This window comes from Desulfobotulus sapovorans DSM 2055 (genome assembly GCF_059569355.1).
This window is the reverse complement of the sequence record NZ_JCANVJ010000003.1, coordinates 107000-128805: the sequence shown is the minus strand read 5'-3', so window position 1 is coordinate 128805 and position 21806 is coordinate 107000. Positions and strand designations below refer to the sequence as shown.

The following is a 21806-nucleotide window of genomic DNA, read 5'->3' as shown; positions in this document are numbered from 1 at the left end:
GCGGACCGGAAGAAAATCCGTCCGCAGGCTTCCCCCTCCGCAGGGACAGAAAAAAACAGGGGGGCAACTCAGTCCTGACGCTCCTGAATACAATCCGAAGGGCAGTTGCGGATCGCTTCAAAGAGACAGGGAGGCACCCCCTCACTTTCCCGCACCACCACAAACCCCGTAGCACTCCACCCGAAAACCTCGGGACAGAGTTCCACACAGATACCGCAACGAATGCAGGTCACCAGATCCACTTCCGCCGCATACACAGCCATCAGGCCTCCTTGCCCAGAATTCTGAGCCCCATGCGTTTTCCCAGCTCATGGCAGAGCATCAGCTGCTCATGCTCCGGAACATACTGCACCCGCAGCCCCTCTTCGGGCAGTTCAAAGCCCATGGCGGAAAGCTCGGCATTGAGCAGTTTCACCGCTTCCCCACTCCAGCCGTAGGAACCAAAGGCAGCCGCAATTTTTCCCTGGGGTTTCAGCCCCTTCATATACGTCAGCACATCCATGAGGGCGGGAAAAATCTGGTTGTTCAGGGTAGGAGATCCTACCAGAACCGCCTTTGCATCCATCACTTCCGTCATGATGTCCGATCTGTGGGATTTGCGCACACTGATGGGCCGCACCTGGCTGACCCCCGCATCCGCAAGCCCGCTCACAATGGCGTCCGCCATCATTTCCGTGGAATGCCACATGGTGTCGTAAAGTACCACGGCCTTGTCCAGGGTCTCCTGACGACTCCATCGCTCATAGGCGTCAAGAATCACGGAAGGGTTTTTACGCCAGAGAATGCCATGATCCGGACAGATCATGTTTAAAGTCAGCCCCATATCCTGAACGGATTTTAAAAGCTTGCCGATAAGGGCGGAAAAGGGCAGCAGGATATTGGCATAATAGGTTTTGGCATGGAAAAGCAGCCCGGCGGCCTCCATCTGATCATCGAACATCTCACTGCCCGCATAGTGCTGTCCAAAGGCATCACTGGAAAAGAGGATGCCCTCTTCCTTCAGATAGGTGAACATGGAATCCGGCCAGTGCAGCATCCGCGTTTCAAGAAACATGAGGGTGCGGGAAGGCCCGATGGAAAGCTCCTCGCCGGAGGCCACCTCCTTGAGGTTCCACTTCTGGCGGAAATGGCGGGCCAGGTTTTTGGCTCCCATTTTGGAACAATAGAGGGGTTTTTCCTCCCCTACCACTCCCATAATCCGGGGCAGCGCGCCGGAATGATCCATCTCCGTATGGTTGCTCACCACCACATCAATGTCTTTGGGATCCATCACCGCACGGATATTGGCAAGAAGTTCTTCGGCAAACTCCGCCTTCACCGTATCGATGAGCACATTGGTTTCGCCCCGGATGAGAAAGGCATTATAGGTTGTACCAAGAGGTGTCGCGTAACCATGGAAATCCCGGACATTCCAGTCCCGGACGCCCACCTCAAAAATATTGGGTGCAATTTCAACAGGTCGCATCGTAATTTTCCTTATCCGAATCAAAGGCGGGAACGGGTAAAAAAGCCGGGACACCTGTAAAGGTGCCTCCCGGCTTCTTTTATGGGACAGACAATCAGGCGGCGGTGAACTGGTCTTTTTCCGCACCGCATACGGGGCAGACCCAGTCTTCGGGCAGATCGGCAAAGGCCGTGCCCGGAGCAATGCCGCCTTCGCTGTCCCCTTCCGCAGGATCGTATTCCCAGCCGCACACCTCACATACGTATTTCATGTTTTTCTCCTTCATATTGAGTGAACCTGGTTTCCACAACCGGAACAAGAGGCCCCATTCCTTCCCCGTACGCCCCATGGAAAACCATCTTCCGAACCGTGAAACAAAAACGCCTCACGACAAAAGCACCTTAATAGGTAAATTCTTCCTTTTCCACCTTAAAGCGGAAGGTGTAGTAGGCCCAGGCCTGATAGGCAATGACAAGGGGCACGAGAAAGACCACCACCCAGAGCATGATGGTCAGCGTCAGGGGGCTTGAAGAAGCGTTTAGGGCGCTGAGACTGTACGCCGGATCCAGACTGGAGGGAAAAAGATTGGGAAAAAGACCGATCACTCCAAAGAAGGTGGTGGCCACAATCCCCGCAGCACTCATGCCCCAGGCGGCAAAATACCGGGCTCTGCCAAGGAGGATCCGTACTCCGACAAAGGCACAGACGGCCAGAACAGGCACCGCAAAGAAGACGGGGGTTGCAAGATAGTTAGCAAAAAGATCCGTGTAGAATGCGCTTGCCACCACAAAAACCGCCAGCACCAGCAGCACGACGGGCCAGAGCATACGGGCCGTACGGAGGGCTCTTTCCTGAAGGGCCTCACCGGTGCGGATGCAGAGCCACAAAGCCCCGTGCTGCATGAAGAGCAAAACAAAGAGCAGACCGCCCAAGATGCCGTAGGGGTTGAGGAGGGTGAAGAGGTTGCCGTGGAGAATGCCGTTCCCGTCAATGGGAAGCCCCATGAAGATATTGGCAAAGGCCACACCAAAAAGAAGGGCTGGAGCAAAGCTTCCCACAAAAATGCAGACATCCCAGGTCTTTTTCCACAGAACACTGTCGGAAAGCCCCCGGAATTCAAAACTGACCCCCCGGAGGATAAGCCCGAAAAGAATGAACATCAGCGGGGTGTACAAGCTGGAAAACATGGTGGCATACACCTGGGGAAAGGCGGCGAAGGTCACCCCGCCTGCGGTAATCAGCCAGACTTCGTTGCCATCCCAGAGAGGGCCGATGGCGTTGATCATCTTGCGCTTGTCCGTCTCGTCCCTGCCCAGAAAGGGATAAAGGGTGCCCACCCCGAGATCAAAACCGTCTGTCATAAAAAAGGCCGCCCAGAGCAAGCCCCAGAGAAAAAACCAAATGACCTGCAGTTCCATAGATAATATCCTCCCGATCCGCACAGTCGGCGGCGTTGTTTATCAGGCCTCCGCCTTGGGCAGATCCGGCCCTTTCATGGCTTTTTTGGCGATCATGGTGAATCCGGCAAGCCCCAGCAGCCCATACACCACAATAAAGGCAATGAGGCTGGTAAGCACCTGCCCGCCGGAAACCGGAGAAACGGCATCCGTGGTTTTCATGAGCCCATAGACAATCCAGGGCTGACGTCCCACCTCCGTGACCAGCCATCCGGCCTGGGTGGCGATGTAGGGCAGGGGAATGGATAAGAGCATCATCTTGAGATACCAGGGTTTTTCCATGAGACGGTTTCTGAAAAGCCAGCCCAGGGCACAGGCAAAAATGAAATAGGCTCCAAGCCCCACCATCACCCGGAAGGCCATGCCCACCAGGGCAATGGGCGGACGCTCATCCTTGGGGATATCCTTTAAGCCAATGACCGGGGTGGAGAAATCATGGTGGATGAGAAAGCTCAGAAGACCGGGAATCCTGCCGATCTCAATGCTGTTTTTCTCCCCTTCGGGATCGGGCCAGGCAAAGACATAGCTCGGTGCGCTGGGCTGGGTTTCCCAGTGAAATTCCATGGCCGCCATTTTGGCTGGCTGGGTATGGGCCACATCCACGGCATGAAAATCACCCTGAATGGCCACAAAAAGGGAAAAAATGAGACCGGGAATGAGGGCCATGCGGAAAGAGCGGGTAAAGACCTCTTCATGCTGTTTTTTCAGAAGGTGCCAGGCGCTGATACCCATGACAAAAAAACAGGCCAGCACGAGACTGGCCGAAAGGGTATGCATGATGGTGAGCCAGGCGAATTTCTGGGTGATCACCGCCATGAAATCCGTAATTTCAGCCCGCTGTCCCCTGAAGGATTCCCGGAGAGTATAGCCCACGGGATGCTGCATCCAGGCGTTGGCAATGAGGATCCAGATGGCGGACACATTGCCCGCAATGGCCACCATCCACATCACCCCTGCATGAACCTTGACGGAAAGACGCTTCCACCCGAAAATCCAGATACCGATGAAGGTGGATTCCAGAAAAAAGGCGGCCGTGGCTTCAATGGCGAGAAGGGAGCCGAAAATATCCCCCACATAAGCGGAATACTGGGACCAGTTGGTGCCAAACTGAAATTCCAGGGTAATTCCCGTAACCACGCCTACGGCAAAGTTGATGAGAAAAAGTTTTCCCCAGAATTTCGTCATGCGCAGGTAGGTTTCGTCCCCTGTCCGGGCATAGCGGGTTTCCATCCATGCCACCAGGATGGAAAGGCCCAGAGTAAGGGGGACAAAAAGAAAGTGGAACATGGTGGTTGCCGCAAACTGCAACCGGGAAAGCAAGACAACATCCATGGCGTCTCCTCCTTAAGAGACGGGCTGCGGCATCCCATGCCGCAGCCCCTTGCCGGTTCCGGGAAAACCCGAAGCTCCGACCCATTAGCGAATCCTGTCATCCTTGCCGGCACCCTCGCAGTCCGGCGTATAACAGGTGTTATCGAGAAATTCGCAGGTTTTTTTACAGGACGGACATTCCTCAGGCGGGGTCTCCGCCTCCATCTGATAGCCGCAGCTGCTGCATTTCCATTGGCTCATCGGGCATCCTTTCCTCGTTTAAGAAGTTGATACACAACACTCTTTTCGCAAAACCTGTCTAGTCTTCCGCTTTCCATACGCCATGAAGATTGCAGTATTCCCGAACCACAATCTTTTCCGCCTCAATCATGAAGGTCGCTTCGGGTTTTTCGCCCGGATTGAGATCCTTGCGGTACACCCGGTTATCGGCGATGACCTCAATCCATTCGATATAGTGTTTCTCCAGCATGGGATGTTCCACACTGCCAACCACCACCTTCACACCACCAGGGATACGTTCAATCACGGGCACATGCTTTTCCTTGGCCGCATCCACGGTATTTTCCGTCAGATGCACCATGGGCTGACCACAGCAGACCAGAGCACCAGCCCCCCCATGCATCACTTCCACCACATTGCCACAGAGATCACAGCGATATACGTCCAGTCTTGCCACCATGAAAAAATCTCCTTTTTTTAACATTAGGATTTCAAAAATAAACTACCTTAGCGGAACAGTCGGTTCACATGAACCATCCCGTCAATCCGGATGCGATCCTTCCGGCCATATGCCCCTGGCCATATGGGCCGCCTTTTCCTTTTCCGCAAGCTGCTTCAGTTTATACCCCGCATCCCTCAGGATACCATAAAGGACACCGCAGCCCACATCCTCCCGATCCGCATCTCCCTGATCGGCGAGGGAGAGCATTTCCTGGGCAAGAGACAGAGTCTTTTCAATATTGCTGTTGCATGCTTTCACGGTATGTCTCCGCCGCCCCTTGAACGGGGCTGCCTGTATGGGGGTTACTGTAACACGCCTGCACCGACTTGCAATACGAAGAGGTCGTTTTTTCCTTTATCCAAAAACCATGCCAGTTCTTTTTTTAAAATAAAAACCCTTATTTCAAGGTTTTCGATAAAAAACAGACTCCTTGCCCCTGTCCCAGACCGTGATCCCCGAAAGGACGAGAACCATAAAAAACAAAAGAATCTTGTTCATTTACAAACCATTACCCCTATCAAAAACCGTATCATATTCCGTTTGAGACACTACTGCCTTTCAAGACGTCATGTACGCCTTTCTTTGAATCCTGCCCCCTGTCTTTTGGAGATACTTCACTTTAAACCCATACAAAAACAGGCAGATATAAAATAACGCATGACCATAAAAAAAATGGCACAATACATGCAGATATCCTTCTGCAACACTGAACCTCAAAGGATGGATGTAAAGGAGGGTAGCATGATCGCCATTGAAGAGCTGAAAAAAGATATCCATCTTCTCAATGAAATTGACTGGGAACTGACGCCGGAAGATGCCGTCAATCTTTATCTGGAATGGGGCGGTATATGGAAACCCGGTGGCCTGCGGTATTCCGTACGGGGAAAGCATGACAAGTCCTTCTACTTTACCGTGAATACCTGGGAAGATCCTCCGGTCATCTATCTGATCCGCCGCAATTCGGAGGAAGCTGTGGAACTGGCCAAAATTCCCCTCCCAGAAGGACTGAAACAGTCTTTCTTGGAATCCGTGGGGTACAACCGAGGGGTTTATGCCCTGGAAGGCGAGGTTAAGGAATGGCTTCAGAAAAAACTCTACCACTGACCGTATTTCCCCAGGACGCCTGCCTACATTCCCGCCGGAAAAGGTGAGACCCTCACCTTCCTACCATAAAGGGCGGTGGCTTTTTAAGCCACCGCCCCTCTCATTTAAACGGAAATACGATCTGTGCCCCTCAGGGTACAAAAATTCTGTTTTCCACAATAGCGTCCTGATGACGGTACAAACCGGATATGGCCCTGCGGAAAGGGATCAGAAAATCCGGAGAGACATCGGCAATGCGGTTCTTCAACGCTCCAGGATCTTGCCCCAGATCAAAAAGGTACTCTTCCTGAAGCTCTGCGCTGTACACATATTTGAGATTCTTCTGCCGCAGAACAAAAAACTGTCCGTTATAGGGCTGCACCAGAACCTGCATCCTTTCCGCATTGTCTTCTTTCCCCAGGACAGATCTTCCCATAAGGGGCCAGAATCCGGAAATCCCCAGCAGATCCAGTACCGTTGGGGCAATATCCACCTGGGTAAAGGGACTTTCCGCAATACGTCGGCCCTCCAGACGCTCCGGCCAGAGAATCAGGAGGGGCGTCCGGAAATTGCTTTCCCCATACCCCACCTGGGGAGAAAAGGTACCCGACTCTCCCATGGGAAAACCATGATCACCGGTAATGACCACAAGGGCCTCCCGGCCTCCCGGCCGGGTCTTCAGCTTTTCAAAAAACGTTTGCAGCCAGGCATCCGTTGCGGCAAGGGAGTTCATGTAATGTTCCCTGTAAGACCTGGCTTCTGCCACCACCCGCCGCTCTGCTTCCGGCAGTCCGCTGAATCCCATATGGTTGGTGATAGTGGCCAGGGCGCAGAAAAGGGGCCGTTCCCTGTCCCTTTTTTTTTCCAGATCCGCAAAAACCCTTTCAAAAAAAACATCTTCCTGAAGCCCCCAGGGGTTCCAGAGTGCTTCGGCGGGCACCCCCTGGAGCATTTCCCTGTCCATACCCCGAACAAGATCAAAACCGTTTTTCAAAAAGAAAGGGCCGGTATTGTCATAATTGATATTGTATTGGGCCTGGTAAAAGGCCGTCTGATAGCCCTGTTCCCTGAGGATATCCGGGAGACACCGCAGCCGGGTTCTGGGAAAGTGTTCCATGATTTTCCCCCGGATACTGGGGATCACAGAACAGAGGGAAGCCACATGCCCTTTGGCCGTCTGCACGGAATTGCCATAAAAGGAGTCCACATACAGTCCCTGGGGAATAAGACTGTTAAAAAAAGGCGTAACCGCTCTTCCCCCTTCCTCATACTCCACAAAGCCGGGATTAAAGGACTCCACAAGAATCACAAAAATATCAGGGAGTTCTTCCGGAAGATCATGACCGGAAACAAAGGACTTCCCATAGGAAAAGGCGGGGTCTGTATCATGCGCCAGCACAAAGGCGGCTGGAGAGGCACCAAGAACAACCCGGAGGCCCTTCTGCAACAGATTTCCCCACTCATCCGTCAGACGCGGGGCAACGACAAGAACGAACAGGGCAAGGCCACCGGCGGAAAATGCCACAAAAGACGCTCCGCCCGGAACGGATCCCAGATGAAAACGGGAGAGTACCACCAGAATCAGGGGAATGACAAAAGCATCGCTGATCTGAAAAATGGATGCCAGCACATACAGTACTTCAGCAGGAGAACTCAGGGCGCTTTTGTTGTAGAAAAAGATCGCCAGGTCAAAATACACCCCCACCCGGATATGGTAAAAACCCGCCAGAATCTGCACTCCGAAAAGGGACACAAGAACCCAGCGCCCCCAGGGACGCCCCCTGTGACAGATCCGGGCGCAGCATTCACCTGCAAAAAGACAAAAAAAAAGACCGGGAAGCATCAGGCCAAGACCTTGGGCATCCAGGGGAAAGGCAAAACCGCTCATGCCCTTGCCCATGAGCTTCAGATACAGGAGCACCTGGGACAAGAGAAGAAGGAGGGTGAAGGGGGAAAGGGGCAGGCGCGGTGTCAGACTGCGTAGTTTCATGGATCTCCTGGATTTTTACATGGCAAAAAAAACGAAGATATGGGATGCTTCTGACACAAAAAGTCAAAAGAATGCGGATATATACGGATTTTACTCCAAAATCAAGACGGATCCTTCCCTGCCCCGGAAAAGCAACGGAGTCTCGCCATGCCCCCTTTTCTGCTGATTCCCATCCTCTTTTTCACCCTTCTCTTTACGCCCCTCTTCTCTCGGGCAGAGGACGACAGCACAACGTCTGAACCGGACTACCTTCTTCTCGAGCCTGTTTTCGTTCCCGGCAGCCCGGAAACGGAAAAAAACGGCACAACACGTTTTGAAGGCCCTCTGCTGGACACCATACCTGCGGGCAACCGTACCCTCACGGATCTCCTCCAGAGCGCCGGTGGTGTGCAGATCGAAGAGCTGTCCGATTCCGGCCTGACGGGCGGTGAAATTCTCCCCTCCCGTATTTCCATCAGCGGCGCCCGCTTCCATGAAAACGATTTCCGCATGGATGGCATGGGCATGAATGCCCTCATGTCTCCGGCCTCCTCAGACAATCTCATCCATGACATCCCCGGCCATGCCATGGCCCTCTTTCCCGATCTGGATCTTCTCGACACCCTCACGGTCTACAGCCATGACATTCCGGCAGCCTATGGCGGGTTTACAGGTGGTGTGGTCTCCGCAACCACCCGCAACCCCAGAGAGACCTTTTCCGCCTGGACTGAATGGCGGGGCACACGGGATGCCTGGACCTCCTTTCATATTCCCTGGGAACTGCAAAAAGAGCTGGAAGCCAGTCCCGGTACAAGCTACCAGCCCAGATTTGAAAAAAATGAAATCAGGGCCGGTTTTGAAACCCCTCTCTCCCGGAATCAGGCCCTGCTTTTTTCCGTAAAACGCCTGACATCCTCCTTTCCCGTGGCCCAGCTCAGCACAAAAGATACCCAGACCCGCACCGCAGACCACCTCCTCGCCAAACTGATCCACCGCCCGGATGCGGGAAAAACCGTTGAACTGCTTTTCCAGGCAACGCCCTATGAAGCGGAAAACTTCATCGGAACAGCACGGGACAGCCGCTTTCTCTACAGGGGCGGCGGCATGAAAGGGCAGGTTTCCGCCACCATCGAGGCCAGTCCCGGCGTCTTCAAAGCCCATGCGGGATACATGGAAGCCCGTAACGAAAGGGAAGCCCCCGGCCTCTGGCGGGCATGGGAGCCCGGCCCCGCAACGGCCTGGGGAGAAACCGGTGACATGAATTCCAGCCGTGAAGGCGGGTTTGGTGATTTTTCCCGAAAACAGGACAGTGCCTCCCTGAACCTCGCCTTCACCAGCCACAAAAGGGAAAGGGGAAACTTCGGTTTTTCCCTGGATACGGGCCTTTCCCTGGAGCATCACACCCTTCGGGAAACAAGGCCGGAGACCACACTGGTCTATACGGCAAGCCGCAAGGTTCCGGGTCTGCTCTGCCCCGAAGGCTCCCTCGACTGCCTTCCGGGCGACCAGTTCTTTTACCGCAGAACCGTTTACAAGGCCTATGATGTGGAAGTGAAACAGCTGGACATGGCGGCCCATGTGTCAACGGATCTCCACTGGAAAAGCTTCCTCCTGAGACCGGGACTCCGTGTCCAGTTTCCCGACAGCCAGACAAGCCCTGCCCTTTCCCCCCGTATCTTTGCCGCATGGCGTCCTCTTCATAAAAAGGAGTTCCGCATCCGGGCCGGGGCTGCCCGTTACCAGGGCGGAGACGCCATTTTTCTCAAACTCAGGGAAAAACGGGGCGCCATCGCCCAGATCGAACACCGGGGACTGGAACTGGGCCGCCCCGGTGCCTGGACACTTTACAGCGACGACAGCCGCCTGTACCGCTTCAACGCCCTTTCCCTTCCCTACAGCGATGAATGGACTCTGGGGACGGATCTCCCCCTTATGGGCGGTATGCTGGACATGACATGGATGGAAAGACGCACCCGGAATCAGATCACCTCAGGAGAACCCCTTACGGAAGAAAACGGTGATCGGGTGACAAGCTATACCAATAACGGAGCCAGTGACTACAAAGCCCTGCACCTGTCCTGGGAGCGTACATGGAAAAAACAGGAACTCTTTGCCAGACTCTCTTTTGAGGAAAGCCTTTCCGCAACGCAAAGCTACAATGACGAAGCCTCCCTTTCTCCGGAAGAACGCTATGTTTTCTTTCAGGGTCGCTTTCAGGATAAAAACCAGCTTCCCAGAACGGACTACGCCCGCCCCTGGTCCGCAGATCTGCTGCACACCCTGGATGCCGGGGCAGGAATCCGCATCAGCACCCGCATCCGCTACAGGGCCGCCTACAAAATCCGGACGGATACGGGAGAAAAAAAGGAGCTCCCCTCCCATCTGGCAGGCCTCGATGCAAACGGTTATCCCCTGGAAGCCCTGGTTCCCGTACTGGAGGAAGAAACCCGTAAAAGCCATATCCGCTTTGATACGGGTCTGCACTGGAAGCGGATTCTGGGAAAGGGCCTCTGTCTGGAGCTTTCCGCTGAAGTTCTCAATGTCTTTAACCATGCCATTCTTACCGGCCCTGCCCGCATCCCCCTCACAGGCCGTCAGCTCTGGCTGGGAGCCGGGCTGCGGTACTGAAACGAAGAGGGATTGACCGAAGGGGGCTTCTGCTATAGTCTCGGGATTGCAAGGTATTTCAGTTACCCCCTGCTTTTTCCGGAGGATGCCATGAAAAAAACCCGCCCTGTACACTCCCAAAACCAGCACGACCGGCCCAGCCGCCTCATTGTCCTCACCCTGGGAATTTTTCTGGGAGCTTTCCTCCTCCAGGCCTGCGGAAGCGGGGGGGGAAACGGAAGCGTATCCGCCACCCCCAAAGCCGCAGCCACCCTGACTCTGAATGGTATTATTGAAGATCCCCCCATCGCCGATGCCCTCATTTATCTGGAGGGAAAGGGGCAGTCCGTACGCAGCGATGCCGAAGGACGCTTTTCCCTGGAAATCCTGCCCGAATCCCGGGGCCTTGGTATTCTCCGCTCTCAGGGGGGACGGGACACCCAGACCGGAGCCCTTTTTGAAGACCTTTCCCTCGCCACCCCCCTGGCCCTTTTTGCTGAAGGAGAATCCCCCATCCTTTCCCCCGCCACGACCCTGGTGGTGGCGGTCATGGCCCAGCAAACCGATATTCTTCAGGCCCAGAATCTTGTCCGGAGCTGGCTGGGACTGCCCGATGACCTCCCCGTCACCCGGCGGCCCACGGAAGATCCCCGCATGTTACGCCGCACCCTTTTTCTTTCCCGCCTTGCCCAAACCCTGACTCCTTCCGGAGAAGCCTTTGCCCAGATCGCCAGCAAACTGGCACAGGAAAAGCTGCCCCCCCTGTTTAATCAGGATACCAGCCTGAATACCAACGGCCTTGCCGCCTTTCCCGTACTTGCAGGAAAAGAGACGGAACTTCAGACTTTCCATGCCGCACTTGCAGAAGCTGGAAACAATACCACCCTGATGACCCAGGCCACCCGGAACCATCTTTTCGCCACAGCTCTCATGGAAGCTCTGGAGGGCAGCATTGCCCCGGCGGATCCCCTCTTTCAGGAACGCCGCAGTACCTATGCGGTCAATACGGCCCTTCTGGCCCAAAACCTTTCCACCCGTGAAGATGCCTTTGCCGATGTCTCCACCATGGCCCGTTTTCTGCGTTACGCCCTTCCCAAAGCCGACCTGCTCCAGATCAGTACGTCCAAAGACAGCCCCAGCGGCTACACCGTATCCGGGCCTCTGGCCGAAGGCACTGTCACCCCCCAGGATCTCTCCCGGATCTTTGAAGATTCCCAAAGCACAACCCTGCTCGCGGAAATCCTGCGTACAAACATTCCCTATCAGGTGGAAGTTCCCCTCCTGGCCCATGAACACCCCAAAAAAGACAATGCAAAACGTCTTCACTACTATTTCAATTCCAATCTTTCACCTGTGCTTCAGGCGGAAAGACTGGTGGACAGGGTGTATGACGACCTGACCCGGGACGGGGTACTGGCTCAGGTGGTGCGGGTAAAGGCAAAGGAAGGCTTTTTCGATGAGGCGACCCATATCATCCGAACCCGCATGTACGACGACATGGCCCTGGTCAGTGCCCAGACCTACCTCGCCCAGTCCCTTGCCTCCTGGAAGCGGGAAACCGAAAGCCGGACAATCCTGAAAGAGGCTGAAAAACGTCTTCTTGAGCGCATGACCCTCAAGGGTAACAGCGTGGATACCGAGGATCTCCAGCAGTTCGTCCATATCCAGACAACCTGGGCAAAACTTCAGGACAGTCAGGCCATGCAGGCGCTTCTAAAGATCCTGCGCACCGAATTTCTGGGACAGAATCTCAACTTCAGCAGCCACAGCCGCCTTGCCATGACAGCACGCAGTACGGTAGATGCCCTGTTAGCAGAATATCCTCCCCAAACCACCCCCCCCCTTGCTCCGGAACTGGTCGCAGGGCTTCATGTGCTGGAAGAGCTTGCCGCCAGCACGCCTCCCAATGAAAACGTCAAAACCGGACAGTGCCATTACAAACTCCGTATTTACATGCTGGTGGAAACAGCCCTGCGCTATGCCGAAGCCGGACTTTCGGAGGAGGCCCTGCGCATCATCGGCACCATCCTTTCCTTACGTGAAAAGGATAACCTCCTGTCCGACACCGCATCCGGCCCTCAGGCCCTCAACCTCACCTTCGGAGAAACCCACGCCTATATGCCCGATGTGGCGGCTCTCCTCTTTTCCATGAACCGGGCACAGGAGGCCCTGGATCTGGCGGCCTCCATCCCCACCACAAGCACCAATTCCGCACGGTACAGGGCCAGGGCCTTTGCCGAAGGGGCAGACTATCATGTCCGTCATGGGGATCTGAACATGGCAATGACATTCGTGGAAGACTATGTACGGGCCACCAGCAGCCACGCGGATGAAACCCTTGCGGAAAAAATCCGCTTTCTCACCTATGAGACCAGCGATCTGCCCAGAGGGGCGGAAATCCTTCTGCAAAAAGGGGACAAGACAGGTGCTGGGATTCTTCTGGAAAAGGCCCTTTTCTACGCAGATCAGATGGAAGGTCTGGACAGGGCCGCTCCCAAAGACTGGGTCTCCCGGCAACTCACCAGAGGTTACGCCCGTATCGCCCCCCTGCTTGTGCGTGCGGGACAGCCGGAAAGAGCAAAACGTCTCCTGACCGAAACCCGGAGCCAGATCACGCCTGCCTTCAGCCCAGTGGACGCTCTTGAGGCCTGGAGGGTTCTGGCAAAAGCCTTTGATGCCTGCGAAGAGCCCCTTGAAGCGGATCTGGCCTTTGACCATGCGGTAACGGCCCTCAAAAACCAGTTCGGTACCCGCAAAACCCTGGATGTCATGAAAAAAGGGCTTGAACTTCTCTCCGATCTCACGGGAAGTCAGCGGACGGAAACGGCAAAAAACCTTGCTCTTTTCCTCAGCCCGAAGGCTGAAGACATTCTGGACGAAGCCGGAGAAGACGCGGATACACTCAACACGGCCACAAAGGATACAGCCAAGCTGCGGGTAAGCCTTGCGGAAAAATTCCGGGAAGCAGGATGGCCGGATCTGGAACGTATGGAGCTGGATACCGCCTATGCAACAGCCCTGGCTATTTTCAATGAAAACGACCGGATGGAGGCCCTGACCTCCCTTGCAGAAGCCTATGCCCTGGCAAAAGCACTCCAGGCTGCCCTCCGTACGGCGGATCAGATTCCCTTCCTTGCCAGAAAAAACGCCGCCTACCTCAAGATGGGAACGGCTCTGGCCCTGTATGACGCCTTCCCCGGGACGCCTGTCGCCCTTGTGGATACGGACGGGGATGGCAAACCGGACTTCTTCCACCCCCTTGCCACCGAGGAAGAAATCCGAAAATCAGGCCTTGAGATGGATCTGGACTGCGATGGTGACGGCATTCCGGATGTGGAGGATCCAACGCCGCTTTACCGGAATCCATGAGAACAGATCCAAAACCCCGTGTTGACAGCCCGCCGTGGGCCGGTGTATGGCCTTGACGCCTGTGCTCCTTGTGCAGACGTCAGGACTGAACACTCTTCCTTACAAAAACGCATCCTTCATTTCCGGCGGGTCGGTCATCATGCAAAGCGTACTATTTTTTCTGGGTGCAGGCATTTTTGCGGGTTTTCTTTTGCGAAAACGCCTTTACATTATGGATCTTTCCGACAGGGCCGCATCCTGGGCCGTCTACCTGCTGCTCTTCAGCCTGGGACTGGGTACGGGGCTCCATCCCGAAATGCTCTCCGCCATGGGACTTTCAGGACTCTTTGCCCTGATCCTCAGCCTTGTTGCCATTGCGGGCAGCATTCTCTTTATCTGGCCTGTGTACCAGCTCTTTTTCAGAAAACAGTCCCTCCCCGGCTCTGAAGGAAAACATCGTGGGCAGCCTTAAAATCATCGCAGCCTTTCTGCTGGGCCTGATCTGCACCCTGGTTCTTCCCTCTCTCCGGAATCTGCCCACAGACAGTCTTTCCACCCTGGCCCTCTACCTGTTGCTCTTTCTCGTGGGCATGGGCATCGGCGGCAGACGGGAAACCCTGGAGATGCTCCGGCGTATCCGTCTTCCCATCCTGCTGATTCCCCTTCTCATTGCCTCAGGCTCTATTCTGGCTTCAGGCCTTGCCGCCGGTCTCCTTCCCGGCCTTTCCTTCCGGGAAGGGGCCGCCGTAGGGGCCGGGTTCGGCTACTACTCCCTCTCCAGCATTCTCATCACCCGCATCTCCGGGGAAGCCTTAGGCCTCATTGCCCTGCTTTCCAACATCTTCCGGGAAATTTTTGCCCTCACAGCCACCCCCCTTCTTGTCCGCCACTGCGGCAGACTTTCGGGCATTGCCGCTGCCGGAGCCACGGCCATGGACACCTCCCTGCCCGTCATCGTGCGCTTCACCGGAAGGGAGTATGCCCTGATTGCCGTTTTTTCAGGCCTTGTTCTCACCCTGCTGACCCCGATCCTTGTCACCTTCATCCTGACCGCAGGCGCTTGATCTTCAAAGCATTCTTCCCTATAAAGGCTGTCGCAGCATGGCATCCCCCATGACAACAAGGCCGGGACAAGGAGATCCCCGCTTTTCCATAACCCCAAAACCCAAAACCAGCGCGGGCCTTCATAAAAAAGCCCCGAGGAGACCCCATGACCCTGTACAATGCGGATTTTGAAAAGGCCGTACGCATCGGCAGACCGCCCAACATCACCCGGCTCTTTCCCAACTCCAAGGCCCTTCTCGTCAGCGGCAAATACATCGACAATGCCATGATCCGAAAAGGCGGCTGTATGACCATCGCCGCCAATGCCAGAAGCCACATCATCATCCGGGGTGTCCTTCAGGCGGCCCAGAAAGCCAATGCCGCCATCATCATCGAGATCGCCCGTTCCGAAGGGGGAGCCGATGCCTACTGCCCCGTCAGCCTCTGGAACATGGCCCGGCAGGTGGATGCCATTGCCAACGAGCTGGGCATCACCATTCCCATTGCCATCCATGCCGATCACTACGGTATCAAAAAGGAAAGCGATCTTGCCGGAGCCCGCCGGGAAATTCCCTCCCTTTTTGAGGCAGGCATCACCTCCATCGCCATCGATGCCTCCCACATGCCCGATGCCCTGAACCTGCTTACCAACATCGCCGTTGCCGACCTCATTCCCTCCTGGGCGGGACTTGAAACGGAAGTGGGGGAAATCAAGGGCAACCAGGGCCTTTCCACACCGGAAGAAGCCCTTTTCCTCATCCAGGGACTCAACGCCCACGGCATCTTCCCCAACTGGATCGCCCTCAACAACGGCACCACCCACGGCATTGAGGCCAATGAAGACGGCATTCAGATCGAGCTGACCGCAGAAATCCACAAAGCCCTTGAACCCTATAAAATTTCCGGTGCCCAGCACGGCACTTCCGGCAATGATGCGGAAAAACTGCGCCGCATTGCAAAGGAAACCGCCACCACCAAGGCCAACGTGGCCACAGCCCTGCAAATGATCGGCTGGGGCATGGAGGTGAACGCCTTTGGCAATGCCGTGATGGATGCCAGAGGAGATGTGAAAAAAATTGTCGGAGAAGGGCTGGATGAAACCCTCTGGGCAGAAATGAAGGCCTATGCCGATGCCAAAGACATCAAGGGCAGCAACTTCAAGAAACTGAACCTTCCCTTTGAAAACAAGATCCTCGGCCAGCCGAGAGAAATCCGGGAACGCATGGCCGCCCGTATCGAGGCCTTCACCTATGATCTGCTCGTCAATGTCTTTAACGCCCAGGATACAGCACCCCTGGTGATCGCTGAAATCCTTGAAAAAGAAAGCCATGATCCCGGGCCCAAGGCCGAACGCATCGAAGATCCCGCCCAGTGGACAAAAGAGAACATTCTCGCAAAGGCCGCCCGCCTCAATCCGGACAAGGGCCCTGAAGGGGATTTTGACGAGTAGTCCCGCCACCGGCAAAAACCACCGTCATCCGGAACGGATGGATGTCGGAAGCAGTCCCCCCTGCCTCCGCCCCCCTCCGTTCCATCCCCTCTTCTGAGAGGCCTTATCCGATGTCCTTAAAGGAAGCACCATGTCGCCCAAAAAATTCTGCCCCTTTTGTGCAGGCCCTTTGGAAATACGCCTTGCCGAAGGCCGCAACCGGGCCTGCTGTTCCCTCTGCGGCAAAATCCAGTATGAAAATCCCATCCCGGCAGCCTGTACCCTGGTGCTGGATGCGGAAAACCGTCTCCTGCTGGTACGCCGTGCCGTTCCCCCCAAGGTAGGGGAGTGGTGTCTTCCCGGTGGTTTTATGGAGCTTGAGGAGCTGCCCGAGGAAACAGCCCTCAGGGAACTTTTTGAGGAAACGGGCCTAAAGGGAAAAATCGAAAAGCTCATCGGCGTTACCGCCCATCCCAGTGCCCTGTATGGTGCTGTACTGATTTCCGCTTACCTGGTACGGAATTTTTCAGGAAAGCCAAAATCCGGAGATGATGCCGAAGATCTGGCTTTTTTTCCCATGGACACCCTGCCGGAACTGGCCTTTGACAGCCACAGACGCTTTGTCCGGATTTACAGGGATCTTTACATGCCTTGACATTCAAAAAAAACTGCCCTTAAAATACCGACTGGCTCCGAAAGTCCTTAAAAAAATTAAAGCTCCCCTGACCAGAAGCCGATAAGATTGCCAGATCAAAGGAGCGGGCTATGCATATACCAAGCTACCAGATCCAGAATGTCCTGAACCTCTACAGCCGGCAGATCACACGCAACCGGCTGACAGACGGGTACGGCAGCACGGCAGCACGCCCATCCGGAGAGCGTGTGGATCTTTCCGCCGAAGGCAAACGCGAAAGTATGGTGCATAAAATCACGGCAGATATTGTGGAAAAGATCACCCAGCATGGCCCTCAGGATGCCGTGGAAAAAGAAATTGTAGGCCTTCTGGAAGAAGAGATCGGACAAGTCCTCTCCTTTGGTTCCGAAGAAAACCCCGAAGGTTTTGTATACAACACCCTGGATGAAGCGGGTCAGAAAACCACACGTCAGGTTTCCCTGAAAGATGGCGATATTGTTCTCAAACGACTGGAAGCCCTGACACGGGAAACCGTCAGTCGGAGTATGGCAGGGGAGAGGAGGGAACCATGAGCATTCACATCAGCACATCGGTCGCCAAAAATCTGGTTCAGGCACGGGAACTCCAGCCCGTCAGGGAAAAAAATCGAGGAAATATCAGCAGTCCGAAAGCGTCTGAAGGCCTGAATGACAAGGTCAGCCTTTCTTCCAGCTCCAGGGATCTCATGGAACACACCGGCATCACCGAACAGACGACAAGCCCAAGGGATCTCCGGTCAGAACGCATCGAACGGCTTAAGCATGAAATCCAGAGTGGCACCTACACACCGAATCCGGAACGCATCGCAAGGGCCATGCTTGCCGTACACAGGGATGCTCTGATATGACACAGGGCAGGTTGCAAACGACTCCCATGCCCCCCCTCTCCGCACACTCCGGGCTTCCTGGTACGTGACGGCCCTGTTTTTAAGAAAAAATTTCCCGGTCTGGATACCTGCTGGAGCCGCTAGGAAAAAACTTCCTAGCGGTTTTCTTTATCCGCAGACCCAAGAAGCCATAATATCCAAAGCTTTCACTCTGGCATCACATTTGCTAAAGTTTTAAGTCAAAAAGAGTTTTCCCTTCATGCAAGGAGGCCCCTATGGATCGCATCACAAACCGCCCAGACTATACACCACCGGCCTCCGGTATCCGGAACACGGAGACGACGGATTCCCGCCAGAAAGTTTCCGGCCTGGGATTCCAGGATGCCCTGAAGTCGGCCATGACACCCACCCAGGCATCTTCTTCTGATCCCCTGACCGTACAGGGAACTCTGCCGCCTCCCAGGGCCATGGGCCTGGGCAATCTTTTTGAGTCCTCCGGAGTTGAAATGCGCATTCAGGATCTCATCCAGACCATGGAAGAATTTTCCACAGCCCTGATCAATCCGGATCAGAGCTTCCGGGAACTTGTCCCCATGGCAGATGCTCTGGGAGAAGAGGCTGAAACCCTTTTCAGCCAGAGTCCGGAAAAAGAAAACCCCGTACAGGACTTTGCCCGACGCACCGCCCTTCTGGCCAGGGTGGAGGTAGAAAAATTCCGCAGGGGTGATTATCTGTGATCCGATACGAAAGGGCGGCACCGGAATACGATGCCGCCCTTATTTTTACCTACCAGCGCCGCCGCACCGCAACCCCGGCACCATGCAGCTCAGTCTTGATCTCCGGGAGGGTGTAATCCCCGTAGTGCACCATGGAAGCGATGAGGGCCGCGTCTGCCCTGCCCTTCGTGAGCACATCCGTCAGATGTTGCGGAACGCCCCCCCCGCCAGAGGCAATAACAGGAATGGAAACGGCCTCTGAGATCATGGCCGTAAGAATCAGCTCATAGCCATCCCTGGTGCCGTCCGCATCAATGGAGTTGAGACAGATTTCTCCGGCCCCCAGACGCTCCACCTCCTTTGCCCAGAACAGGGCGTCTATGCCCGTAAACGTCCGGCCTCCGTGGATGACCATCTCATAGCCCGAAGGAATCTTCTCACTTTTTTCCACCTTCTTCACATCCATCCCCACCACCACGCACTGGCTGCCAAAGGCATCGGCCCCCTCGGAGATGAGCGTTGGATTTCTGATGGCCGCAGAATTCACACTCACCTTTTCCGCCCCCGCCAGCAGGACATCCCGCATATCGGCAACGGACGCAATACCGCCCCCCACGGAAAAGGGAATAAAGATGGTTTCCGCCACCCTGCGTACCACATCAATCATGATCCCCCGCTTCTCATGGGAAGCGGTGATATCGTAAAAAACCAGTTCATCCGCACCGGTTTCGTAATAGTGGCGGGCCATTTCCACGGGATCCCCAATGTCCACGTTGTTTTCAAACTTCACGCCCTTGGTGGTCTTGCCTTCCCGGACATCGAGACAGGGAATAATGCGTTTGCTCATGGCACTTTTCATGGTTTTCCCTCCCAACGGCAGAAATTATCCAGAAGACGCAGACCCGGCCTGCCGCTTTTTTCCGGATGAAACTGGGTGGCCACCAGATTGCCAAAACCCATGGCTGAGGCAAAGGAAATACCGTAGTCCGTCTCGGCCAGCACATGGATGGGATCGGAGGGTTCAGGATAGTAGCCATGGACAAAGTAAAAGGCATCTTCTTCCCCGATATCCGCCAGCACAGGATGGGGTCTCGTCACCCGTACCCCGTTCCAGCCCATATGGGGAATTTTTAAAAGTTTTCCATCTTCATCCCGCATCTCCTTTGAAAAAGCCTTCACCCGTCCGGAAATCAGATTGAGACAGGGCGTCTGTCCCTCCTCACTGAAACCTGTGATGATCTGGGTACCGAGACAGATCCCCAGAAGGGGACGCCCCGATGCCATTACCTCCTTCAGCACCTGATCCAGACCGTAACGCCGGAGACTTTCCATGGCCGAAGCCGCAGCGCCCACACCGGGAAAGATTACCCGATCCGCTGCCAGAATATCTTCTCTGTTGCGGGTAATCCCATATTTCTGGCCCAAAAAGCCAAGGGCTCTCGCCACACTGGTGAGATTCCCCGCATCATAATCAATGATGGCAATCATCTTTCTCCCTCTTCCTTCCCTTCCCGGTTTTTGGCTGCCTGCCAGAGAGCCTCCAGTGTTTCCTGTCCCACGGATCCGGGAGTCTTTCCCGACAGGGCCAGAGAGGCTTCCATATGTTGAAAACGACGGATAAACTTTGCCACCATCTCCCTCAGGGCCTCTTCAGGATCAATCTCCCGAAAGCGCGCCACATTCACGAGGGAAAACAGCAGATCCCCGAACTCCATGGCAGACAAAGCCTGCTCTTTTTTCTGCAAAGCTTCCCGGAATTCGTCCATCTCCTCAAAAACCTTGTCCCAGACTCCGGCCTCTTCCTCCCAGTCAAAGCCCACGGCCGCCACTTTCCGGGAAACGGCCATGGCAAGACCCAAGGCGGGCTGGCTGCGGGGAATACCATCCAAAAGGGAGGTTTTCGGAGGCTTATCCGGCTCCGTCGCCTTGATTTCTTCCCAGCGACGGCTCACCTCCTCCACGGAGTGCAGCTTCTCATCGCCAAAGACATGGGGATGGCGGCGGATCAGCTTGGTGACGATGCCGGACAGCACATCGCTGAAGGTGAAAAGCCCCTTCTCCTGATAGAGAAAAACAACAAAAAGAAGCTGAAAGAGGACATCTCCCAGCTCCTCACACACGGCAGCAGCATCTTTTTCCGCCACCGCATCGGCCAGCTCATAACTTTCCCCCAGAAGATGGGACATCATGGACGCCGGGGTCTGCTTTTGATCCCAGGGACAGCCGCCCTCCCCCCGCAGGCGTATCAGGATCTCCCACAGGGGCTCCAGGCCATAGCCGCTCGCCGCTTTCACAAAGACCTCTTTGCCATACCAGGCCAGGACTTGCGCAAAGCCTCCAGCTTCTCGTAAAACCGTTCCTTCAGATCTTTGGGAACAAGGGCCGTAAGACTTTCAGAAAGCACCATGGTCTGGGGAGCCAGACGGGAAGCCTGAAGCAGTTCATGGTTTTTGGGCAGAAAGGAGGTCAGAGCCACCAGCACCACGGAAACAATGAGGATACCCTTCACGCAGCCAAAGCCCCCCCCTGCCAGACGGTCCACCCATCCCAGGAACACCACGGAAAGAAGGGTTCGAATCAGGCTTCCGATCAGGGCAATGACCGCAAAAACCCCCAGGAAAATGGCAAGAAATGCCAGCATACGGGCCATCTCCGGATCCGTAACCCACTGCTCCAGCACCTCCGTCAGAAGGGGATAGTAGGTGTAGGCCGCATAAAATCCCGCCAGTACGCCAATGATGGAAGAGGCTTCCCGGATCAGCCCCCTGAAAATACCCCGAACCAGACAAAACCCCACAATACAGAGAATACCCACATCCAGCGGATTCATAACGCCATCTCTCCATGCCATTGTTCACAACAGGCCCGGATTCTGCCCTGCCATTCAAGGCAGAAAATCCATAAGCGTATCAGTGGAAAAATCCGACTTTCCGTACCAAATCCCCCCCATGGCGTCAATACGCGCCCTCTTCCCCTTTTCTCCTCCGGAAGGCAGATTTTCAGAGACAGGATCGTTTGCCTTTGGAAATGGGACTGTGTTATGGAGGGAAAAGCAGCCGTCAGGGACTGCCATGGCCAGAAAGCCAGGCCAGTCATGCCCCACCCTCCAGGATACGAGGGCATGGGGCCGCCTGCTTTTTAGGGCCGGATCCGACAA

Annotated in this window: 23 protein-coding genes; 10 read left to right on the top strand and 13 right to left on the bottom strand. The window is 55.1% G+C overall.

All coding sequences use genetic code 11. From position 1 onward, the window contains the following. Positions 1-68: 68 nt before the first annotated feature. From BR04_RS04640 to BR04_RS04605, 8 genes are all read right to left on the bottom strand, one after another. Positions 69-263 carry a ferredoxin gene (locus BR04_RS04640; RefSeq protein WP_496354828.1) on the bottom strand — a complete coding sequence of 65 codons (195 nt, stop codon included), beginning with the start codon at positions 261-263 and terminating at the stop codon, positions 69-71. Further along, positions 263-1465, bottom strand: coding sequence for an FprA family A-type flavoprotein (locus BR04_RS04635; protein ID WP_496354827.1), 1203 nt, complete (start codon positions 1463-1465; stop codon positions 263-265). Before BR04_RS04635 ends, BR04_RS04640 begins: the two co-directional genes overlap by 1 nt. Positions 1466-1559: 94 nt before the next feature. Then, positions 1560-1715, bottom strand: a complete 156-nt coding sequence (gene rd / locus BR04_RS04630) for a rubredoxin (protein ID WP_496354826.1) — start codon at positions 1713-1715, stop codon at positions 1560-1562. Positions 1716-1845: 130 nt separating this feature from the next. After that, complete coding sequence (gene cydB, locus BR04_RS04625; RefSeq protein WP_496354825.1) at positions 1846-2862, bottom strand: cytochrome d ubiquinol oxidase subunit II; 1017 nt, start codon at positions 2860-2862, stop codon at positions 1846-1848. Positions 2863-2904: 42 nt separating this feature from the next. Further along, positions 2905-4233, bottom strand: a complete 1329-nt coding sequence (locus BR04_RS04620; protein WP_496354824.1) for a cytochrome ubiquinol oxidase subunit I — start codon at positions 4231-4233, stop codon at positions 2905-2907. Between the two features lie 84 nt (positions 4234-4317). After that, the gene (locus BR04_RS04615; protein WP_496354823.1) at positions 4318-4473 is read right to left on the bottom strand and encodes a rubredoxin-like domain-containing protein; all 156 of its coding nucleotides are present in this window, start codon (positions 4471-4473) and stop codon (positions 4318-4320) included. 58 nt (positions 4474-4531) lie between these two features. Next, positions 4532-4912 carry a desulfoferrodoxin gene (locus tag BR04_RS04610; protein WP_496354822.1) on the bottom strand — a complete coding sequence of 127 codons (381 nt, stop codon included), beginning with the start codon at positions 4910-4912 and terminating at the stop codon, positions 4532-4534. A gap of 81 nt (positions 4913-4993) precedes the next feature. Further along, the gene (locus tag BR04_RS04605; protein WP_496354821.1) at positions 4994-5212 is read right to left on the bottom strand and encodes a hypothetical protein; all 219 of its coding nucleotides are present in this window, start codon (positions 5210-5212) and stop codon (positions 4994-4996) included. Between the two features lie 483 nt (positions 5213-5695). Here BR04_RS04605 and BR04_RS04600 point away from each other — a divergent pair, with 483 nt between their 5' ends. After that, on the top strand, positions 5696-6058 hold the full coding sequence (locus BR04_RS04600; RefSeq protein WP_496354820.1) for a DVU0772 family protein: 363 nt from the start codon (positions 5696-5698) through the stop codon (positions 6056-6058). 130 nt (positions 6059-6188) lie between these two features. On the opposite strand, the gene BR04_RS04595 is transcribed toward BR04_RS04600, so the two are convergent. Next, entirely contained in the window at positions 6189-8027 is a 1839-nt protein-coding gene (locus BR04_RS04595; RefSeq protein ID WP_496354819.1) for an LTA synthase family protein, read from the bottom strand. A gap of 147 nt (positions 8028-8174) precedes the next feature. Here BR04_RS04595 and BR04_RS04590 point away from each other — a divergent pair, with 147 nt between their 5' ends. The 9 genes from BR04_RS04590 (at position 8175) to BR04_RS04550 (ending at position 18670) form a co-directional block, all read left to right on the top strand. Continuing rightward, complete coding sequence (locus BR04_RS04590; protein WP_496354818.1) at positions 8175-10634, top strand: TonB-dependent receptor; 2460 nt, start codon at positions 8175-8177, stop codon at positions 10632-10634. 90 nt (positions 10635-10724) lie between these two features. Continuing rightward, on the top strand, positions 10725-13982 hold the full coding sequence (locus BR04_RS04585; RefSeq protein ID WP_496354817.1) for a hypothetical protein: 3258 nt from the start codon (positions 10725-10727) through the stop codon (positions 13980-13982). Between the two features lie 139 nt (positions 13983-14121). Beyond that, positions 14122-14433: a LysO family transporter gene (locus tag BR04_RS04580; protein ID WP_496354816.1), complete on the top strand. Its 312-nt coding sequence runs from the start codon at positions 14122-14124 to the stop codon at positions 14431-14433. After that, positions 14420-15025, top strand: coding sequence for a LysO family transporter (locus BR04_RS04575; protein ID WP_496354815.1), 606 nt, complete (start codon positions 14420-14422; stop codon positions 15023-15025). Before BR04_RS04580 ends, BR04_RS04575 begins: the two co-directional genes overlap by 14 nt. 146 nt (positions 15026-15171) lie before the next feature. After that, positions 15172-16455: a class II fructose-bisphosphate aldolase gene (locus BR04_RS04570; RefSeq protein WP_496354814.1), complete on the top strand. Its 1284-nt coding sequence runs from the start codon at positions 15172-15174 to the stop codon at positions 16453-16455. Between the two features lie 130 nt (positions 16456-16585). Then, complete coding sequence (locus tag BR04_RS04565; protein ID WP_496354813.1) at positions 16586-17089, top strand: NUDIX hydrolase; 504 nt, start codon at positions 16586-16588, stop codon at positions 17087-17089. A 110-nt stretch (positions 17090-17199) separates the two neighbouring features. Next, on the top strand, positions 17200-17640 hold the full coding sequence (locus BR04_RS04560) for a DVU0524 family FlgM-associated protein (RefSeq protein ID WP_496354812.1): 441 nt from the start codon (positions 17200-17202) through the stop codon (positions 17638-17640). Further along, on the top strand, positions 17637-17954 hold the full coding sequence (gene flgM, locus BR04_RS04555; protein ID WP_496354811.1) for a flagellar biosynthesis anti-sigma factor FlgM: 318 nt from the start codon (positions 17637-17639) through the stop codon (positions 17952-17954). Before BR04_RS04560 ends, flgM begins: the two co-directional genes overlap by 4 nt. A 254-nt stretch (positions 17955-18208) precedes the next feature. Continuing rightward, positions 18209-18670: a hypothetical protein gene (locus BR04_RS04550; RefSeq protein ID WP_496354810.1), complete on the top strand. Its 462-nt coding sequence runs from the start codon at positions 18209-18211 to the stop codon at positions 18668-18670. A 49-nt stretch (positions 18671-18719) separates the two neighbouring features. Here BR04_RS04550 and hisF read toward each other — a convergent pair whose 3' ends face one another. Genes hisF through BR04_RS04530 form a run of 4 tightly spaced genes read right to left on the bottom strand, consistent with a single transcriptional unit; the run spans position 18720 to position 21479 of the window. After that, complete coding sequence (gene hisF / locus BR04_RS04545; RefSeq protein ID WP_496354809.1) at positions 18720-19508, bottom strand: imidazole glycerol phosphate synthase subunit HisF; 789 nt, start codon at positions 19506-19508, stop codon at positions 18720-18722. Continuing rightward, on the bottom strand, positions 19505-20137 hold the full coding sequence (gene hisH / locus BR04_RS04540; RefSeq protein WP_496354808.1) for an imidazole glycerol phosphate synthase subunit HisH: 633 nt from the start codon (positions 20135-20137) through the stop codon (positions 19505-19507). The genes hisF and hisH overlap by 4 nt, the downstream gene beginning before the upstream one ends. After that, positions 20134-20943: a nucleoside triphosphate pyrophosphohydrolase gene (gene mazG, locus BR04_RS04535; RefSeq protein WP_496354807.1), complete on the bottom strand. Its 810-nt coding sequence runs from the start codon at positions 20941-20943 to the stop codon at positions 20134-20136. The genes hisH and mazG overlap by 4 nt, the downstream gene beginning before the upstream one ends. Beyond that, positions 20940-21479 carry a CvpA family protein gene (locus BR04_RS04530; RefSeq protein ID WP_496354806.1) on the bottom strand — a complete coding sequence of 180 codons (540 nt, stop codon included), beginning with the start codon at positions 21477-21479 and terminating at the stop codon, positions 20940-20942. Before BR04_RS04530 ends, mazG begins: the two co-directional genes overlap by 4 nt. Positions 21480-21806: the final 327 nt, after the last annotated feature.

Bases quoted from the DNA above. Each gene is read 5' to 3' on its own strand.
- BR04_RS04615 (WP_496354823.1), bottom strand. From the start codon at position 4,473: ATGAGCCAATGGAAATGCAGCAGCTGCGGCTATCAGATGGAGGCGGAG.
- BR04_RS04635 (WP_496354827.1), bottom strand. From the start codon at position 1,465: ATGCGACCTGTTGAAATTGCACCCAATATTTTTGAGGTGGGCGTCCGG.
- cydB (WP_496354825.1), bottom strand. From the start codon at position 2,862: ATGGAACTGCAGGTCATTTGGTTTTTTCTCTGGGGCTTGCTCTGGGCG.
- BR04_RS04600 (WP_496354820.1), top strand. From the start codon at position 5,696: ATGATCGCCATTGAAGAGCTGAAAAAAGATATCCATCTTCTCAATGAA.
- BR04_RS04560 (WP_496354812.1), top strand. From the start codon at position 17,200: ATGCATATACCAAGCTACCAGATCCAGAATGTCCTGAACCTCTACAGC.
- hisF (WP_496354809.1), bottom strand. From the start codon at position 19,508: ATGAAAAGTGCCATGAGCAAACGCATTATTCCCTGTCTCGATGTCCGG.
- BR04_RS04610 (WP_496354822.1), bottom strand. From the start codon at position 4,912: ATGGTGGCAAGACTGGACGTATATCGCTGTGATCTCTGTGGCAATGTG.
- rd (WP_496354826.1), bottom strand. From the start codon at position 1,715: ATGAAATACGTATGTGAGGTGTGCGGCTGGGAATACGATCCTGCGGAA.
- hisH (WP_496354808.1), bottom strand. From the start codon at position 20,137: ATGATTGCCATCATTGATTATGATGCGGGGAATCTCACCAGTGTGGCG.
- BR04_RS04530 (WP_496354806.1), bottom strand. From the start codon at position 21,479: ATGAATCCGCTGGATGTGGGTATTCTCTGTATTGTGGGGTTTTGTCTG.
- BR04_RS04570 (WP_496354814.1), top strand. From the start codon at position 15,172: ATGACCCTGTACAATGCGGATTTTGAAAAGGCCGTACGCATCGGCAGA.
- BR04_RS04550 (WP_496354810.1), top strand. From the start codon at position 18,209: ATGGATCGCATCACAAACCGCCCAGACTATACACCACCGGCCTCCGGT.
- BR04_RS04640 (WP_496354828.1), bottom strand. From the start codon at position 263: ATGGCTGTGTATGCGGCGGAAGTGGATCTGGTGACCTGCATTCGTTGC.
- BR04_RS04580 (WP_496354816.1), top strand. From the start codon at position 14,122: ATGCAAAGCGTACTATTTTTTCTGGGTGCAGGCATTTTTGCGGGTTTT.
- BR04_RS04620 (WP_496354824.1), bottom strand. From the start codon at position 4,233: ATGGATGTTGTCTTGCTTTCCCGGTTGCAGTTTGCGGCAACCACCATG.
- BR04_RS04590 (WP_496354818.1), top strand. From the start codon at position 8,175: ATGCCCCCTTTTCTGCTGATTCCCATCCTCTTTTTCACCCTTCTCTTT.
- BR04_RS04585 (WP_496354817.1), top strand. From the start codon at position 10,725: ATGAAAAAAACCCGCCCTGTACACTCCCAAAACCAGCACGACCGGCCC.
- BR04_RS04565 (WP_496354813.1), top strand. From the start codon at position 16,586: ATGTCGCCCAAAAAATTCTGCCCCTTTTGTGCAGGCCCTTTGGAAATA.
- BR04_RS04595 (WP_496354819.1), bottom strand. From the start codon at position 8,027: ATGAAACTACGCAGTCTGACACCGCGCCTGCCCCTTTCCCCCTTCACC.
- flgM (WP_496354811.1), top strand. From the start codon at position 17,637: ATGAGCATTCACATCAGCACATCGGTCGCCAAAAATCTGGTTCAGGCA.